This window comes from Ahniella affigens (assembly GCF_003015185.1).
Classification (GTDB): Bacteria; Pseudomonadota; Gammaproteobacteria; order Xanthomonadales; family Ahniellaceae; genus Ahniella; species Ahniella affigens.
The window spans coordinates 509,614-527,591 of record NZ_CP027860.1 but is presented as its reverse complement, the minus strand read 5'-3'; the positions used below and the strand labels follow the sequence as shown (position 1 = coordinate 527,591).

The 17,978-nt window shown below is 61.2% G+C and carries 10 protein-coding genes; 3 read left to right on the top strand and 7 right to left on the bottom strand.

What is annotated here, in order from left to right; all coding sequences use genetic code 11:
* The first annotated feature begins 466 nt into the window (after positions 1 to 466).
* A complete protein-coding gene (locus C7S18_RS01895) occupies positions 467 to 7,969 on the top strand; it encodes a Calx-beta domain-containing protein (RefSeq protein WP_106889947.1) in 7,503 nt (2,500 codons plus the stop codon).
* 200 nt (positions 7,970 to 8,169) lie between these two features.
* Here C7S18_RS01895 and C7S18_RS01890 read toward each other — a convergent pair whose 3' ends face one another.
* The 5 genes from C7S18_RS01890 to C7S18_RS01870 form a co-directional block, all read right to left on the bottom strand.
* Positions 8,170 to 9,066, bottom strand: a complete 897-nt coding sequence (locus C7S18_RS01890; RefSeq protein ID WP_240623965.1) for a DUF2167 domain-containing protein — start codon at positions 9,064 to 9,066, stop codon at positions 8,170 to 8,172.
* A gap of 254 nt (positions 9,067 to 9,320) precedes the next feature.
* Positions 9,321 to 10,703, bottom strand: a complete 1,383-nt coding sequence (locus tag C7S18_RS01885) for an L-serine ammonia-lyase (RefSeq protein WP_106889945.1) — start codon at positions 10,701 to 10,703, stop codon at positions 9,321 to 9,323.
* Between the two features lie 17 nt (positions 10,704 to 10,720).
* Positions 10,721 to 11,560: a cyanophycinase gene (locus C7S18_RS01880; RefSeq protein ID WP_106889944.1), complete on the bottom strand. Its 840-nt coding sequence runs from the start codon at positions 11,558 to 11,560 to the stop codon at positions 10,721 to 10,723.
* 119 nt (positions 11,561 to 11,679) lie between these two features.
* Complete coding sequence (locus C7S18_RS01875; RefSeq protein ID WP_106889943.1) at positions 11,680 to 12,093, bottom strand: VanZ family protein; 414 nt, start codon at positions 12,091 to 12,093, stop codon at positions 11,680 to 11,682.
* Positions 12,090 to 13,268, bottom strand: coding sequence for a class I SAM-dependent methyltransferase (locus C7S18_RS01870; protein WP_240624069.1), 1,179 nt, complete (start codon positions 13,266 to 13,268; stop codon positions 12,090 to 12,092). Before C7S18_RS01870 ends, C7S18_RS01875 begins: the two co-directional genes overlap by 4 nt.
* A gap of 71 nt (positions 13,269 to 13,339) precedes the next feature.
* Here C7S18_RS01870 and C7S18_RS01865 point away from each other — a divergent pair, with 71 nt between their 5' ends.
* Both C7S18_RS01865 and ggt read left to right on the top strand, forming a co-directional pair.
* The gene (locus tag C7S18_RS01865; RefSeq protein ID WP_106889942.1) at positions 13,340 to 14,083 is read left to right on the top strand and encodes a pteridine reductase; all 744 of its coding nucleotides are present in this window, start codon (positions 13,340 to 13,342) and stop codon (positions 14,081 to 14,083) included.
* Between the two features lie 62 nt (positions 14,084 to 14,145).
* Positions 14,146 to 15,843 carry a gamma-glutamyltransferase gene (gene ggt / locus C7S18_RS01860; protein WP_106889941.1) on the top strand — a complete coding sequence of 566 codons (1,698 nt, stop codon included), beginning with the start codon at positions 14,146 to 14,148 and terminating at the stop codon, positions 15,841 to 15,843.
* A gap of 56 nt (positions 15,844 to 15,899) precedes the next feature.
* Here ggt and C7S18_RS01855 read toward each other — a convergent pair whose 3' ends face one another.
* The gene (locus C7S18_RS01855) at positions 15,900 to 16,538 is read right to left on the bottom strand and encodes a YdcF family protein (protein ID WP_170113054.1); all 639 of its coding nucleotides are present in this window, start codon (positions 16,536 to 16,538) and stop codon (positions 15,900 to 15,902) included.
* A 60-nt stretch (positions 16,539 to 16,598) separates the two neighbouring features.
* Positions 16,599 to 17,933 carry a chromosomal replication initiator protein DnaA gene (gene dnaA, locus C7S18_RS01850; RefSeq protein WP_106889939.1) on the bottom strand — a complete coding sequence of 445 codons (1,335 nt, stop codon included), beginning with the start codon at positions 17,931 to 17,933 and terminating at the stop codon, positions 16,599 to 16,601.
* Positions 17,934 to 17,978: the final 45 nt, after the last annotated feature.

The window sequence follows — 17,978 nt, the reverse complement described above, 5'->3', positions numbered from 1 at the left end:
GTGACGATTCTGACCGCAAGTAACCCCCTCCCCGCGATCGCGGGGAGGGGGCACTTCTCCCGCTCCCACGCGAGTGGGAGAGGGCCGGGGAGAGGGCTACTTGCCACACGGGACCGTCGAGAAAATCTCGCATTACCGCTGACATTTTGATGCGCGAATAAGCGCACCAAAGGGGCGGCTCGGCTCCCAATGGCGTGGAAGAGGGAGCTCGGTGGCACGGGAGCGGGAGATAGATCCTTCCACCGCGATCGCGGGGAGGGCTCGGGGAGGGGTTACTTGCCGCAAAGTGGGAATCCAGCCCAACAACAGCTCATACCTGAGACCAGGCTAAAGCACCGGCTTGACTCCCTGGTGCAGACGCTTGCCCAGCCGTTGCAGGACACGGAAAACCATTCCGAATCAACTGGTTGAAGCGGGCACTGGGGCTTAGATTCAGGCCCATCACGCCTCTGAGCCTCGCCCCGTCATGTCGAAATCGATCCCCGCCACGCCCGGCCCATCGCCCTCCGGACGTATCGACGATGCCGCGCCCAGCGCGGCGCTCGATTCGCGGGTTGCCATCCGGATACACCGTGGTCGGCGCGGAAACCCACCAACTCAGGGTAAGTCCACACGATTGCCCTTGGCGGCCGCCCTGTCTGCCATCCTGTTCAGTCCGGCGAGCCAAGCCCTAACCATCAGCGTCACCAACACCGCTGACGCCGGCGCCGGTTCACTGCGCGAAGCGCTGAGCCTCCTCAATGCCAGCACCGATCCGACTAACACCCTGGACGTCGCACCTGCGCTAAGCGGCCAGACCATTCGACCGCTAACCCCCCTGCCCGCCCTGAGCGTGCCCGTCGCACTCGACGGCAATGGCGTGCGCTTCGATTTTTCCGCTGACCACGACATCCGCTTCGAGACCGACAAGGCCTTCAGCATCCGCGAATCCACTCTGACCGGCGCGACCGAACATGCGATTCGAGCGATCGGCGACGAAGCCGCCGTGCAGATCGAACACTGCCTGTTTCAGGACAACATCGCCAACTTCTACCTGGGCCTGGACGGCGGCGCCGTGTTCGTTGACGGCATCGGACTGACGATCACCAACAGCCAGTTCATTCACAACATTGCGACCTTTGCCGGTGGCGCCGCGGCCTTGCACGCGCGCTATCTGGCCCCCTCAGTGCCGTTACTGATTGCCGACAGTCAGTTTCAGAACAACGAATCCAACAGCACCCGCGGTGGCGGCGCGATCTACTTGTCTGGCGACCAGTTCGACACCTTTGCCGATCTTCAGCGCAGCACCCTAAGTGGCAACATTGCGCACAATGGCGATGGCGGCGCGATCAGTCTGGACCACGCGGGCGGTATCGATGTCCGCGACCAGACGCGCATTGAGAACAATCACGCCGATGGTGCTGGCGGTGGCGTTTCGGTCATCGACGCGCTCTATTCAAACGTCATCGACAGCGTCATCACGGGCAACACCGCTGGTGACTTCGGTGGTGGCTTTTACACACGCCAGAACCTCGCCCTGGAGGTCACCCGCAGCACGATCTCGAACAACGTCGGCAGCGGCGGTGTCGGTGGTATCGGCATGTTCTATTACGGCGATCTGACCATCACCGATTCCATCATCAGCGGCAATACCGCCAATCGCGGCGGTGGCGGCGCCTATATCGGCAGTCGCGCGACGGCGTTCCATTGTCAAAACAGCACGTTTACCCAGAATCAAGGCGGCGGCAGTGGCGCCGGGGCCATGCTGTACGACCTCTCCGATGGCGCCGTGATCGATCACTGCCAGTTCACCGACAACGTGGTCACTGACGCCGACAGCGATGGCGCGTTCGCCGACGGCGGCGCGCTCGCTTCATTCGCACGCGAGGGTCGGGGCGCGCAACTCCATATTGTGGACAGCACGTTCGCCAATAACGAGGCGGCTTGGTCTGCTGGCGGCGTCTTCATCCTGGCGGGCAGCAATGCTGGCCCAAGCGATCCGGCCGTGCTGATCGAACGCAGCACTTTTAGCGGCAATTTGGCCACCTTGGGCGAAGGCGGCGGCGTCCATATTCGTCAGGTCGGCCCCTACTCGCCAGGCGATGTGTTGTTTGCCGACTCCAGCCTGATCCAGAACACCGCCAACAGCAACGGCGGTGGTGGCTTGCACCTGAGCCAAGATGCTGGACAAGCCCGACTGCGCAACCTCACCGTCAGCGGCAACTTCGCAAACAATCAGGCCGGCGGCATCATGCTGGCAAAGAGCCCAATGGTGCGCGTGGAGTCCAGCACCATCGTGCTGAACGACGTCGATCATGCAGACGCCGGCGGTGGCTTGGTCAGCGACAACATCGGGGTCCAAGAGATCACGATTGCCAACAGCGTTCTCGCCGACAACACCGCAGCGGCCGTTGCCGACGACTTGCGTGGCGGCGCCAATGTCTCTGCAGGCGTGTCGTACTCGCTGGTCCGCGCCCAAGGCGGGGCCAGTTTCAGCCAGGGTTCGGGCATGTTGAACCTGGCGCCCGATCTATTTCCACTCGCGAACAACGGGGGCCACACCGAAACGCTGTTGCCGCGTCTGCACAGCCCGGTCGTCAATGCGGGTGATCCCGCTTTCACGGGCGCCGACTACAACACCGATCAACGCGGCCTTGCGCGCGTTGTCGGTGGCCGCATCGATCTGGGCGCGGTCGAGCGGGCGCCAGCGCAGTTCGGCGCGATCAATATCGCCAGTGGCGTCACCGAATTCGAGAACAGCGGAAGTGCCGCGCTCACGGTCACCCGATCCAGCGGACAAGATGGCGCAGTGTCTGTTCAATATCAGACGCAAGCGCTGACGGCGACCGCTGGCACCGACTACACAACGACAAGTGGCACGCTGTCCTGGGCCGACGGTGAGTCTGGCGACAAACTCATCATCGTGCCGTTGCTCGACGATCCGCAGTTTGAAGCAGACGAGACCCTTCGCGTTAGCCTGAACAGTGTCACGGGTGGGGCGACGCTGGGCAATAGCCAAGGCACGGTCACCATCGCCAACGACGATGTCGCGCAGCCGGGGTTCTTTGTCTTCACGACACCAAGCAGTTCGGTTGCGGAAACAACCAGCACGCACACCGTGCAGGTCAGTCGCCAGGGTGGCACCGATGTGGCCGTAAGCGTCGTCGTCAACGCCGCAGCAGGCAGTGCGAGCAATGGTTCAGACTATTCGTTCAGTCCGCAAACGCTGAATTTTGCGATCGGCGACGCCGGCCCGAAGACGATCAGCGTGAGCCCGATCGACGACTTCGTGGATGAGCCCGATGAGACGTTTGATCTCGTGCTGGCTAATCCGACCGGCGGCGCCACGATTGCTGGTACCGGCCGTCACGCGGTGACGATCCTCGACAACGATGTGGTGGGCACGGTACGTATCGATCCGACCAGCATCAGCGTCAATGAACAAGCGGGCGTCGTCAGCTTGAGCGTCTTACGCTCGGATGTTGCAAACGCCGTCAGTGTGCAAGTTGGCAGCAGCAATGGCAGCGCCGTTGCTGGCAGCGACTTCCAGCCGCTGAGCCAAACGTTGAACTGGAGCGCAGGCGATGGCAGCGCTCGCACGATCTCCGTCAATTTGATCGACGACGGTATTCCCGAGCAATCGGAATTGTTCAGCGTCACTCTGAGCAACCCAACGGGTGGATTGAGTCTGGCGCCTGATCAAAGCGCAACGGTGCAAATCATCGACAATGATCCGCAAACGCTGCAGTTTGGCGCACCATCGTTCAATGCGGCCGAAGGCGATGGCCAAGCGACGATTACAGTGACCCGGCCGCTCGCGAATTTCGGTGCGGTTTCGGTGCAATACCAGACCACCGATGGCTCGGCGCAGCAACCGAGCGACTACACCGCACAGAGCGGCACGCTGAATTTTGCCGACGGTGAGAGTAGCAAGACCTTCTCGATCCCCGTGTTGGTGGATGGCGTGGCGGAAGCAAGCGAGACCGTGCAACTCAGTCTCAGTAGCCCGGTCGGCGCGGTGCTCGGCGTGCCTGCCAATGCGGTGTTGAACATTGCGAATACACCCACGCCCGGAACACTGGCGCTGGCTTCGGCGAACGCAAGTATTGCCGAAGACGGTGGCAGTATCAGCTTGACCGTACAACGCACTGGGGGCAGCGAGGGTGTCGTCAGTGTTGACTTTCAAACCCAGGACGGCAGTGCCTCAGGCAATCAGGACTACACCAACGCCAGTGGCACGTTAACGTTCGCTGATGGCGTGACCACGCAAACAATCGTCGTGCCGATCCTCCCTGACATCCTTGCTGAGGGCAGTGAGACGTTCTCGGTCCGCTTGCAAAATCCCGTTGGCGGTGCCGCGCTCGGTAATGCGCTCAGCACCGTCACCATCACCAATGTCGCGGCACCGGGACAGTTCCGTTTCGCCAATGCGAGCCCGAGTTTCAGCGAGACTGGCGGCACCGCAACGATCGTCGTCGAACGTGTGCAAGGCAGTGAAGGGGTCGCGCAAGTTCAGTATGCGAGTGCCGACGGCAGCGCGAACGCTGGCTTGGACTATTTGCCTGCGACCGGAGTGCTGAGTTTTGCCGATGGTCAGACGAGCGCGAGTTTCTCGGTTCCAGTCCTGCCCGATTTCGTCGCCGAGGGCGATGAGTCGGTACAACTCACGCTCAGCAACCCGACGAATGGCAGCGCGCTCGGCACTCCCGCTACGGCATCGCTGACGATCAACAATGTCGCGGCACCGGGCGAACTCCAGTTTGTCAGCGCACTGGAATCGTTCACCGAGAGTAGCGGCACGGCCAATATTCTAGTGATGCGCACGCAAGGCAGCGAGGGTGCGGTCAGTGTGCAGTATGGAAGCGCCGATGGCACCGCGGTAGGCGGTCTCGACTATCAGCCCGTGTCGGGCACGCTGAGCTTTGCGAGTGGTGAACTGTCGAAGTCGATCAGTGTTCCGATTCTGCCGGACACGCTCGCCGAAGGCGCTGAGACACTGGCATTGAATCTGACCGGCCCGGCCGGCGGCGCAACGCTCGGCGGTCGCAGCACGATGACCATCGAAATCGGCAACGTTGCCGCACCAGGCCAACTGCGCTTCGCCACCGCCACGAGCCTGAGCAGTGAATCCGCGGGCACGCTCGACATTGAAGTGATTCGCCTGAGCGGCAGCGAAGGCGCCGTCAGCGTCGACTTCAGTACGCAGGATTTGAGCGCCACCGCTGGCAGCGACTATCAGGCGCAATCGGGCACACTGACTTTTGCCGATGGCGAATTGAGCCAGACCGTGCATCTTACCATTCTGCCCGATGTGCTGGCCGAGCCAAGCGAGCAACTTCAATTGACGCTGGGCAATGCAGGCGGCGGCGCCGTCATCAGCGGGCAGAGCTCGCATCTGGTGACGATCCAGAACGTTGCCGCGCCAGGCGACTTCCGGTTCGTCGCACCGAGCGTATCGGCGCTCGAAACGGACGCGCAGGCGGTGTTCAGCGTTGAACGTGTCAACGGCAGCGAAGGCGTCGCCAGCGTCACCGTACAAACCAGCGATGGCAGCGCCGTGGCCGGATCGGACTACACCGCAACGACAGGCGTCCTCAACTTCGCTGATGGCCAGACGACCCAATCCATCTCGGTGCCAATCCTGAGCGATACGATTGCCGAAGGTCCAGAAACCGCGCAGATCAGCCTGAGCAATCCAACTGGCGGCGCCACCATCAGCAGCCCGAACACATCGCTGCTAACCATTCAGAACGTCGCCGCACCAGGACAATTGCAGTTTGCAGTAGCCACGCAGAGCGTCGCCGAGAACGCCGGAAGTCTCACGCTCACCGTCAGCCGCACGCAAGGCAGTGAAGGCGCAGTCAGCGTCTTGCTCAGCAGCAGCGATGGCACGGCGACTGCCGGAGCGGACTATCAGCCACTTTCGGAAACCGTCCAGTTTGCCGATGGCGAGCTGAGCAAGACGGTCACGCTGACCGTATTGGATGATCAACTGGCCGAGGGCGTCGAGTCGTTGAGTGTGAACCTCAGCAATCCTTCTGGCGGCGCCACGCTGGGCGGTCAGGCAAGCATGCAGATTCAGATCAGCAACGTACCCAAGTTGGGTCGCGCCAGCATCTCGCCCAGCGAAAGTAATGTCGCTGAGAATGCACTGACACAGACCGTGACGGTCCGTCGGGTTCAGGGCAGCGAGGGCACTTTGAATGCGATCATCGAGACCAGCGATCTACTCGCTCATGCGGGCAGCGACTATACGGCCACGACAGTAGCCTTGACGTGGCCAGACGGCGACACAAGCGACAAGCTCGTCACGATTCCGATTTTGGACGATCAACTTGTCGAAAGCAGCGAGGACTTCCGCGTCCGTATTCCCGATGCGCTGCCGGGTTCACCCGGATCGCAACAGATCGTCAACATCAATGATGACGACACCCCTGGCAGCCTGCAGTGGCAAACGGACGCACTCAGCGTGGTTGAGAGCGACGGTGTGGCGATGCTTGCCGTCAGCCGCACCGGCGGCGTCGGCAACGCGATATCGGTGCAAGTGCAGACACAGGCTGGCACCGCAGACAGCGCTGACTTCTCATCAGTGACAACCACATTGAATTGGGCGGCTGGTGACGCCGACAGCAAGACGGTGCAGATTCCAATCCTGAAAGACACGTTGAACGAGGCGGTCGAGCAGTTCACGATCAGTTTGTCCAATCCTACTGGCGGTGCCGCGCTTGGCGCTCAAACGACGGCCACGGTCAGCATCGCCGACAATGATCCGATCGGGTTCGTAAATTTTCAGAGCACCAGTTCTTCAGCGAGCGAAGCAGCTGGGACGCACAACGTTGTGCTGACGCGCACCGCTGGAACCGCCGGCGCCGTCTCCGTGACCGTGATTGCGAACGCGGGCAGTGCGACCGAAGGCATGGACTTTGTGCTCAGCAATCCCACCGTGCAATGGGCCGACGGCGAAGGCGGCGCGAAGACACTCGCCGTGCAAGTCGTCAATGATGCGTTGGTCGAAGGCGCTGAATCCGCACCTTTGGCACTCGGCAACCCAACCGGCGGCGTGGCGATCGGACGCGACACGCATCTGTTCGACCTGATCGACGACGATGCGTTTGGCAGTCTGCAGTTTGTCGTGGCGGCGGCAAGCGTCAACGAGACCGACAGTGTGGCCGAGATCGTCGTGAGCCGCATCGGTGGCAGCGCGGGTGCGATCAGTGTCGACTATCAGACCGTCGATCTCAGCGCTTCGGCCGGCAGTGACTATCAACCAGTGCAAGGCACCTTGAGTTGGCCCGATGGCGATGTCAGTGCCCGCACGATTGCCGTTCCCATTGTCCGCGACTCCAACGCTGAGCCCACCGAAATGTTCGCGATAGAACTGCAAAACCCAGCCGGTGGCGCAAGCCTCGGCAGCCCGTCCAGTCTGGAGGTCACGATTGTGGATGTGGCTGCAGCGGCGCCAACGGCCGTTCCGGCCTGGTCTCGTATTGCCAGCATTGTCCTTGGTGTGTTGATGCTTGGTATGGCGGGGCTGTTCCGGCGTGACACGAGAATGAGCGCCGCGCTGATCGTCGGCCTGATGGGATGGGTCGCCTTTCCGGCCAACCCAGCCATCGCAAGCGATCTGGTTGCTTCGAAACCGGTCACTGAGCGCATTGTGTCCGTGCTAAGCGCCTCCAGTCGGCAGGCTGGCGCGGGCATCGTCACGCTCAGTGACGGCAGCAGCTTGCTCGCCCGCGAAGGCGAAGCGGTTCGCTGGCAGCAACAACGCGTCGGCAAGCGCGAAGTGCGGTCACTGAATGACTTGCGCGCCGGAGACTGGTTGTTGATCAAAGACCGATGGCGTCAGGGCCAATCGGAACGAGTGCTCAGCGTCTTTGCCAACGAACAAGCAGCACGCACAGCGTCCAGCGTTGCTGCATCCAATCACCAGGAGAAACTTCAGATTCGTGCCGCCGGCAAGCGGCGCCATGCCAAATCAGGCGAATGATCCAGATCGAAAGCGGGTTCGAATCGAACCCGTCCGTATGCGCTGATTCCGCGCAACATCTGCATCAGCCTCCCCATCACTCGTGAGCGGCGTCGGACTCCTGCCCCCAAACCCCTGGGTCTGGCGCCGCTCAACGGGTGGTCTGCGTCGGCTGCTGACCGAAGCGCTGAGCCATCGACGATAGGAAGGCTCGCCCGCTTTCAACCTGGATGTTGGTCGTCGCGTCGACCCGTAAACAGCCGCTTGATGAATGCCGCGATGCCAAGCACGACAAAGATCAGCAATTTCTTGCCTGCGAGCAACAACGCGAACAGTTTGCCCAGCAATCCCGTCTTCGCGGCAATGGCGCCACCAACCAAAGCTGCCAAACCGTATTCGGCCGTCTTGTCACTGCCCGCAACATAGTCGTTGTAGCGCGCCCCTTGATTGAACTCGGCCATCGCGATCACATCCTGCATGCGCTCTTTCACTTGCGACAAGTCCGCATGATTGGCCACCGCATTCATGCTGAGATAACCGTAGCGCCCCAGTGCGCGCACGTCGTAGTTCAGCGTGTGATCGTCAGCGCCTTCAAATGCCAGCTCTTTGGCCCAATGCAGCTTTTTGGCATCGATGTCGTACTTCGGTGGCTCGGCCCAGCCAACCAGTTCAATGGTGCCGTAGCCTTCTTCCTGACGCCACTCATTGCCGTCGCGGGTTTGTTGCTGCAGTTCGGTGAGCATTTCGCTGTAATTGATCTTGGCGGCATCTTCGTCGGACACATAGCCATCGGGCGAATAGGTCAGCACCACGGCCCAGGAATGCTCGTCGAGTAGCTGATCCTTATCCGGAACCAGCATGCCCAGAACGCTGTCGTCCGGCGGGTTACCCCATAGATCTTCCAGTACGCGCTGTGCGTCCTTCGCGCCGAGATACGTAAACCCCTTGTTGACGTGAATGACTGCATTCGCCGCCGGCAAACTGAAGTCTCCGGACTTGAAATCAAGGGCAGCCAGGAACTGCTTAGCTGTCTGTTCGGTATCGTCGGCCAGAGCCGTGTTTCCTGCCCCCACCACTGCCAGGAAGAGCGCACAACCGGCTGCCAAAAGTTGCTTCATTGCCATATCCGTTTCGTGAACGCCGGTACCACACCGGCCAAGACCATGTTAGCGAATGTCGGCAATTCGTGAAAAGCACTGAGCGACTGTTTGTCGCCAACCTATCCGAATAGCGCTAGGGAGCCTCTGAACAAGTTCAGAGGCGATGCGGGCCAGGGATGGCCCGCCCAGAATCAAACGCTTTGCAATTCCAATCGAGCCCGGTAATGCTCACCCGGGCCGATGTTGTCCAACTTCAGCATCTCGCGCTGAGCTCAGCACTCGATCACGTTTACCGCCAAACCACCGCGTGACGTTTCCTTGTACTTGTCCTGCATGTCGCGGCCAGTGTCGCGCATCGTCTTGATGACCTTGTCCAGCGAGACGCGATGCTTGCCGTCGCCACGCAGCGCCATGCGCGATGCGTTGATTGCTTTCACCGCGCCCATCGCATTGCGCTCGATGCACGGAATCTGCACGAGGCCGCCGATCGGGTCGCACGTCAGTCCGAGATTGTGTTCCATGCCGATTTCGGCGGCATTCTCGACTTGCATCACCGTGCCGCCGAGCGCGGCAGTCAAGCCACCTGCAGCCATGGAGCATGCGACGCCAACTTCGCCCTGACACCCGACTTCCGCACCGCTGATCGACGCATTTTCCTTGTACAGAATGCCAATCGCGCCAGCAGTCAGCAGGAAATCAAACACGCGAGCTTCGCTCGCACTCGGGCAGAACCGGTCGAAGTAATGCATGACCGCCGGGATGATGCCGGCCGCCCCATTCGTCGGCGCGGTCACCACGCGCCCACCGGCGGCGTTTTCTTCATTGACCGCCAGCGCGTACAGGTTGACCCAGTCGAGAATCGTCAACGGGTCTTTGAGCGCGGCCTCGGGCCGTGACGTCAATTCCTGCGCCATGGTTGGCGCCCGACGCTGCACTTTGAGCCCGCCAGGCAGCACGCCCAGTTCGCGCGTGCCACGCGCCACACAGGCTTGCATCGCCGCCCAGATCTGGCGAAGCCCGGCGTGAATCTCGGCTTCCGTGCGCCAGGCGCGCTCATTCTCGAACATCACCTGCGCGATGCTCTTGCCGGACTCTTTGCAAATCGCCAGTAGCTCGTCGCCCGTCGAGAACGGATGCAACACTTCGGTGGTATCGGCAACGATGCGGTCTTCCGCCGCCTCATCTTGATTGACCACAAAGCCACCGCCGACGGAATAGTAGTCGCGGCACGCCAGTTCGCGGCCATCAGCATGATATGCGGTGAACCGCATGCCATTGCTGTGATAGGGCAGCTTTTGGCGCTTGTTGAACGCGAGATCGTATTTCTCGTCGAATGCGATCTCGACTTTGCCGAGCAGACGAAGCTTCTTGCTGGCCCGTATCTCGGCGAGTCGCTGTTCGATCGTCTCGACATTGACCGTGTCCGGCGCCTCGCCTTCCAGCCCAAGAATGACCGCCTTGTCGGTGCCATGACCGCGGCCCGTATGCGCGAGCGAGCCGAACAGCTCGCACCGCACGCGCGCGACATCCGCCATGCTGCCGCGTTCGTCGATCCAGCGTGTCACAAATCGCGCGCCAGCACGCATCGGCCCGACTGTATGCGAGCTGGAGGGGCCAATACCAATCTTGAACAGGTCGAAAACTGAAACCGCCACGGCTGAAATCCTGTTGGTTATTCCTTGGAATGCCGCAGGCGCCCGGCCGAAGCCTTGCGCGTATGCAGATTGAAACTGGCGCCAGCCACCAGCATGTGCAGTTTGAGGCCAAGCAGACAGACCGGCTGACCCTCGTCGACCTGATCCATCGACGAGAACTCAAGTTCACTCGCATCGACGATGGTGACGCCGCCGGAGCCAGCGACTTCCAATTCGTTGTCCGGGCCGATCATCGCGGCCGTGTCTTCATCAAGGCCAATGCCCACCGCAAACGGGTTGTAGGCCAGTGAGGTCACGAGCCGACCCAGGCGATCACGCTGGCGGAAATGCTGGTCGATGACGAAGCGGTTGGTCAGGCCGAGACCGGGCGCTAAGCGCACACTGCCGGCAATCGCCGAGCCGCCTTCATCGCCAAACGCAATCATATGCTCACTGAGGAAACTCGCGCCAGCGCTGGTCCCAGCCACGTGCACGCCGGCTGCATTGAGCAAACGGAGGCGCTTGGCGACTGGCGTGCCGCCAATCAAGGTCGACAATCGCAGCTGGTTGCCGCCGGTAAAGAAAATGCCGGTCGCACTATCCAGACGAACCAGCCGGTTTTCTTCGTGGGCATCCCGGCGCGTATCGAAATCAATCGACTCCACGGCGCCCACGCCGAGTTCCTTGAACACGCGCTCGTACTTCGGACCGGTATCGCGCATGCGGCTTGCCGTCGGAATCACCACGATGTTGGCATTGCTGCCACCAGCGATCTCGACAAACCGGCTCAGAATTTCCGGACCATCAGCTTTTTCTTCGGCGCCGCCGATTGGAATGATCCAACCGCGCTCAGCGCCCTCGGGCACTCGACTGGGCATCGCAATACTTCCGTCACAAACAGGTCGAAACCATAGCATGCAGCCACAGAGCAAGACCCCAACAGGCGTTTGGAATGGCGCCGAATCATGGGCAATCCCGAAGGCGCATCATCAATTGTTCAGAATTTCCGGTCCCAGGCCCGCAACAGATCGTGAACCGGCGTCAGCAGCAACAGCCAGGCCAGCGCAATGCCGGAAACGTTTGCCAGGAGGTCCATCGGGTCATTGCCCTGGCGCCAGGGCAGAAAGCTCTGCAGTACCTCCAGCACGACTCCCAGAATCAGCAGAAACAACGCCGCGCGCTTGAGTGCCCGCTGCTGCGCCAGCAGCCAGCCGTGCCAAATCATCAGGGCAAAATATGCCAATGCGTGATGGAGTTTGTCATTGCCTGGCACCGACACACCGATTTTCGGGCTGGGTACCAGCGACAGCACGATGCAAAGCACGATGCCGAACCAGGCAACCGCGATCCAAAGCCTGGGATGCCGAAACGGGTGCATGCGCCCCAGCCAAAAACTGCGCGAATTGCTCATAAGGTTCGACTCAGGTCGTGTGCCAGGAACGGACTTGGCACGTGATCGATCCCACGGGCAAAGCTGATGACTTTGAACCGCTCACCCATTTCGGCAGGGAGCGTCAGGCGCTTTACTTCTTGAGCCAGTCGATACCGCTCGATCTCGCCCAACTGCTGCTGTTCTTGCTGGAACACGTCAAGGAGGCCCGCCGCGATCAGAAAATTGGCCTGCGACGTAAAGCCTGCCAACGGAAATCGCACGCGCGTCGCGGCCAGCGCGAGCGCCGTAAAATCCACGCTGGCGGTCAAGTCCTGCAGACCCGGCCGGAGCAGAAAGTCCTCGTGGGCTTGGTGACGGTAGAACGCCAGCAAGGTGCCGCGGCTTCGATCCGCGCGGTAATACTCGCGGCGGCTGTACCCGTAATCCACGAACACAGCCATGCCTGCTTTCAGCGTGCCGCAGACTGCATCGAACCAATACGGCAATTGCGGCGCAAGTTCGGACACATACCCATCAGGCAGATGCAGTTCGATGTCCTCCTCGACCGACCGCACGGCGGTGAGCAACATTGTGTCGGCTTCGCGTTCGACCTCGACGAACTCGCCATTGGCATCGAGTGCCACATGCAGCTCGCGCGGCTCACCGTGACGCATCACAAAGCGATGTACCGGCAAGGCGTCCAGCACTTCGTTGGCGAATAGTACGCCGCGCCAGGATGCTTCGGGCGGCACATCCAGCCATTCGACGCGGTCGAACAAGTGCGGCACACGTTCAAGCAGCGTGTGCCGTTGCCGTTCGCGAAGTTCGGCGCTGCGATCCAGGATCTGATAGCGATTGGGCAGCGCGCCGATGCGCTCCAGCTCACCAAGCGCCGCAGCCGCGAAGGCCCCAGAGCCCGCGCCGACTTCCAGAAAATGGGTGTCCTCACCGGCGTGGAGAATCGGTGCCAATGCCCGGGCCATCGTGCGTGCAAAGAGGCTCCCGAGTTCCGGTGCGGTAACGAAGTCGCCGGCAGCGCCGAACTTGGTCTTGCCGGCGCTGTAGTAGCCAAGACCGGGCGCATACAGGGCGAGCTCCATGAAATGCCAGAAGGGGATCGAACCCGCTGCCCGGATTTCTGCGACGATTTTTTGCCGCAGCTGCGCGCTATGGGCCAGCTCGGCTGCGGCAATTTCCGCTTCGTTACGATTCAGAAGATGCAAGCCCTGGGTTCCTCGCTAAGATTCAGGCGTGTCGGCCACGACGCCAGCAAGGTGAAGGATACATGAGTGAGGCCCAGAACCCCGTCGTGCTGATCACGGGCGCTGCCCGGCGCGTCGGCGCCGAGATCGTGCGCCATGTGCATCGCGCCGGCTATGAGATTGCCCTCCATACTCGCGATCCAAGTCCGGAGGCGCTGGCCCTGCAGGCTGAACTTGAGTCGATACGGCCGGGCAGCAGCTTGCTGTGCCATGCCGACCTCGGCAACACGACCGCTTTGCCCGACTTGATCGATACCACACTCGCACGGTTCGGCCGGCTCGATGCCCTGATCAACAATGCCTCGACGTTCTGCCCGACGCCGATCGGCAGTACCACCGAATTGCAGTGGGACACGTTGTTTGCCAGCAACGCCAAGGCCCCGTTCTTTCTGGCGCAAGCCGCAGCACCGGCACTGCGCCAATCGCAAGGCTGCATCATCAACATCACCGATGTCTATGGCGAACGGCCATTGCTGCAGCATACGGTGTACGCCATGGCCAAGGCCGCGCTACGGATGCTGACGCTATCGTTGGCACGCGAGCTTGGGCCTGAGATTCGCGTCAATGCCGTCGCTCCCGGGGCCATCCTGTGGCCCGAGTCCGGCAAGTCGGAGGCCGCCAAGCAAAGCCTGCTCGACAAGACCGCCTTAAGGCGTGTCGGTGAGCCGGCAGACATCGCGCGTACCGTGCTGTTTCTGCTGCGCGATGCGCCTTATCTGACGGGCGAGGTCATCAAGGTCGACGGTGGCCGCAGTTTGGTGATCTGAACCTGAGCCTGACCGCATCAACCCCTTTTCCTCATCGGTAACCAGTCCAGGGAGTCCGTGCCATGTTGCGTCAATCCATCTTGTTCTGCCTCTGTCTCGTCGCCGTCAGCGCATCAGCCGCCGACCGCCTGACCGATCGCGCGTTCAGTACCCGCTCGGTGGTCTATGCGCCACACGCGATGGCCGCGACCAGCCAGCCTTTGGCCACGCAGGTGGCATTGCAGATCATGCGCGACGGCGGTAATGCGATCGATGCAGCCATCGCCGCGAATGCAACCCTGGGGCTGATGGAGCCGACCGGCAATGGCGTGGGCGGCGACTTGTTCGCGATCGTTTGGGATGCCAAGACCCAGCAACTTTACGGCTACAACGGTTCGGGCCGCTCGCCGAAGTCGCTGAGCCTGGCTGAGTTCGAAAAGCGTGGCCTGCAAGACGTGCCAAGCTTTGGCCCATTGCCCGTCACAGTGCCGGGAGCCGTCGATGGTTGGATGGCGCTGCATCAGCGCTTCGGCAAACTACCGCGTAAACAACTATTCGCGCCCGCCATTCAATACGCCACGCAAGGCTTTCCGGTTTCCGATGTGATCGCGTATTACTGGGGCGCGTCGGTGCCCAGGCTCTCGCCCTATGCGGGGTTCAAAGAGCAATTCACAATCGATGGTCGGGCGCCCAAGACTGGCGAGATTTGGAAGAACCCGAACCTCGCACGCACCTTGCAGCGCATTGCGGCAAACGGTCGGGACGGCTTCTATCGCGGCGAAACAGCAGCAACGATTGCCCGATACATGGCCGAACAAGGCGGGTTTCTGACGGAGGCGGACCTCGCCGATCATCACGGCGAATGGGTCACCCCGATTCATACGAACTACCGCGGTTACGACGTTTATGAGCTGCCGCCCAACGGCCAGGGTTTGGCGGCGCTGCAGATGCTCGAATTGCTTGAGCCTTACGACTTCAGCCAGATCCCGTTTGGCAGCGCTGAGCATATTCATCTGTTTGTGGAGGCGAAGAAGCTCGCGTTTGCGGACCGCGCCAAATTCTATGCCGACCCGGCATTTGCCAAGACCCCCGTCGAGGCGTTGCTGAGTGCGGACTACACCGCCGCGCGCCGCGCCCTGATCCAACCGAAGGCAGCGCTGCAGGTGGCCGCTGGCGAACCGAAAGCGCTCAATGAAGGCGACACGATCTACATGACTACCGCTGATGCCGACGGCAACATGGTGTCCCTGATTCAATCGAACTATCGCGGCATGGGCTCCGGCATGACCCCGCCCGGGCTCGGCTTCATCTTGCAAGATCGCGGCGAACAGTTCGTCCTGAAACCGGGCCACGCCAACAGTTTCGCGCCAGGCAAGCGACCGTTCCACACGATCATCCCGGCATTCGTGTTGAAAGACGGGGCGCCCTGGCTGAGCTTTGGCGTCATGGGTGGTGCGATGCAGCCGCAGGGTCACGTGCAAATTCTGATGAACCTGATCGATTTCGGCATGAACTTGCAGGAAGCTGGTGACGCACCGCGCATTCAACATGATGGTTCAACCGAACCTGCGGGCCAGAACACGCCGATGCTCGATGGCGGCATCGTGAATCTGGAGCATGGATTCGCCCCGGAAGTGATCCGTAGCCTGATGCGCCGCGGCCACAAGATCCAGTTCGCCGACGGCCCCTACGGCGGCTATCAGGCGATTCAACGACTGCCGAACAACGTCTACGCGGGCGCGAGTGAGTCACGCAAGGATGGTCAGGCAGCGGGGTACTGACCCAACACCGTCAGGGCGGGTCTGAAACGTCCAGGACGGACTAATTCAGACCCTCCCTAAGTGACCCGCGCGAGCATGCGCTTGAAGCCCATACCGCGGGCGTAGCGTGTACCGATGTCGATCCACATGAGGAACACGGCCTCGCGGAGCACATTGCCGGCGCCGATGGTCGCGATCGAATGATCGCTCTCGGCGGCAATCACTTGATGCATGATTCCGAGATTGCGCGCCAACAGGCTGACGCGAGCCAGGTGATACCGATTGCTGATCAGTAGCACGTGCTCGTGGGCGTTGGTACGCATCAGTTCACGCGCGTGCCGCAGATTCTGCAGGGTATCTTGGCTCTGATCTTCGAGAATCGCCGCAACGTTGGCCGGCAACCCGCGCGCCTGCAACGCGCGGAACATCTGTGTGGCCTCGCTCTCGAGCCCGCCCGTGCGACCACCGAGCAAATAGAGCGACGGTTGGCCCGACGCATCCTGTCCCAACACCGCCAACGTGCGCCGGAGACGGTGCTCAAGATCGGCATCGGGCGCGCCATCCGGGCTTCGTTTGCCAAATACCAGCACCGCATCGGCACGACCGGCCTCGCTAGAAGCGCGGCGAGCGGTGCGCCAAACCCGATAGGCATAATAGGCATACAGCAGGCCGCCGCTGGTCAGCAATGCGGCCAAACCAATCAAGCCCGAATGCATTGCGTCTCGATCGCGCCAGTAGTTCCGGATCCGCATGTGCCCCAGGCCTCAAAGCGCCGATCAGCCCGACGTCAACGCACGAATCAGCTTGTCCCAGTCTTCACGCGTCTTGCCATCGGTCTCGCGCAGTTCGGCGATCAATCGGCACGCATGCAGCACGGTGGTGTGATCGCGACCACCAAATGCGTCGCCGATCTCGGGCAACGAATGCGTAGTCAGCTCCTTGGTCAACGCCATCGCCAATTGGCGCGCGCGCGCCAAGTGCCGGGTTCGTCGCTTTGAGAGCAAATCGGCAACGCGGAGCTGCGAGTAGTCAGCCACGACTTTCTGGATATTGGGGATGCTGAGCGCACGCTCCTGCACGGTCAGCAAGTCACGCAGTGCCTCTTGCGCAAACTCGATCGACACGGCGCGACCGGTGAAATGCGCGCGGGCAGACAGTGTGTTCAACGCACCTTCCAGATCGCGCACGTGCGAGCGCATTCGGCGCGCGATCATGTAGGCCACTTCTTCGCTGAGCTTCAAACCTTTTTGATCGGCCTTCTTCAGCAAAATCGCGGCGCGCGTCTCGAAATCCGGTGGCTCGATGGCCACTGGCAATCCCCAGCCCAGACGCGAGGTCAGGCGCGGCTCCATGTTCTCGACTTCCTTCGGGTAGCGATCGCAAGTCAGGATGATTTGCTGGTTCGACTCGAATAGCGAGTTGAAGGTGTGGAAGAACTCTTCCTGGGTACGATCTTTGCCGGCGAAGAATTGGATGTCGTCGATCAGCAGCGCATCGACCGAGCGATAGCGCGATTTGAAGTCATCCATATTCTTGGCATTCAGCGCCTTGATCATGTCGCTGAAGAACTGCTCGGATCGCTGATACAGCACCTTGAAACCGGGGCGGTTCCGGCGCATCAAGTTGCCGGCGGCATACATCAGATGGGTTTTGCCCAAGCCGGTGCCACCATAAAGCAGCAACGGGTTGGATTCGCGCCGACCGGGATTCATCGCAACCTGAAAAGCGGCCGCACGTCCCAGTTGATTCGACTTGCCCTCGACAAAGTTGTCGAAGGTGTAGTGATTGTCCAGATTGCTCTCAAAGTCGTCCGGGATCGACGCCACGACCTCAGCTCTGGGCCGCTCCGGCTTTGGCGCCGGCTTTGGTTTGGCCAGCGAGCCCACTTCGAGACGCACGTCAACGACTTCCTCGGCGAGAAAATTGCTGATCTCTTGGATACGTTCGAGGAAGCGCTCGCGCACGCTCTCCAGCACAAACGCATTGGGCGCCAACAGGCGCAGCACGCCGGGCTCCTCGCGCACCTGCAAAGGCTTCAACCAGGTCAGGATGTCCTGTTCGCTGAATTCCGCGTCCAAACGCGCCAGACAGCGATCCCAGAGGGTGTGCATAAAGGGTTTTTTCCAGGCGACAGACTAGGCATCCCAAAAGTGGGA

Excerpts from the sequence above, each read along its gene's own strand:
- ggt (WP_106889941.1), top strand. The coding sequence starts at position 14,146 with ATGTTGCGTCAATCCATCTTGTTCTGCCTCTGTCTCGTCGCCGTCAGC.
- C7S18_RS01890 (WP_240623965.1), bottom strand. The coding sequence starts at position 9,066 with ATGAAGCAACTTTTGGCAGCCGGTTGTGCGCTCTTCCTGGCAGTGGTG.
- C7S18_RS01855 (WP_170113054.1), bottom strand. The coding sequence starts at position 16,538 with ATGCATTCGGGCTTGATTGGTTTGGCCGCATTGCTGACCAGCGGCGGC.
- C7S18_RS01875 (WP_106889943.1), bottom strand. The coding sequence starts at position 12,093 with ATGAGCAATTCGCGCAGTTTTTGGCTGGGGCGCATGCACCCGTTTCGG.
- C7S18_RS01865 (WP_106889942.1), top strand. The coding sequence starts at position 13,340 with ATGAGTGAGGCCCAGAACCCCGTCGTGCTGATCACGGGCGCTGCCCGG.
- C7S18_RS01880 (WP_106889944.1), bottom strand. The coding sequence starts at position 11,560 with ATGCCCAGTCGAGTGCCCGAGGGCGCTGAGCGCGGTTGGATCATTCCA.
- dnaA (WP_106889939.1), bottom strand. The coding sequence starts at position 17,933 with ATGCACACCCTCTGGGATCGCTGTCTGGCGCGTTTGGACGCGGAATTC.
- C7S18_RS01895 (WP_106889947.1), top strand. The coding sequence starts at position 467 with ATGTCGAAATCGATCCCCGCCACGCCCGGCCCATCGCCCTCCGGACGT.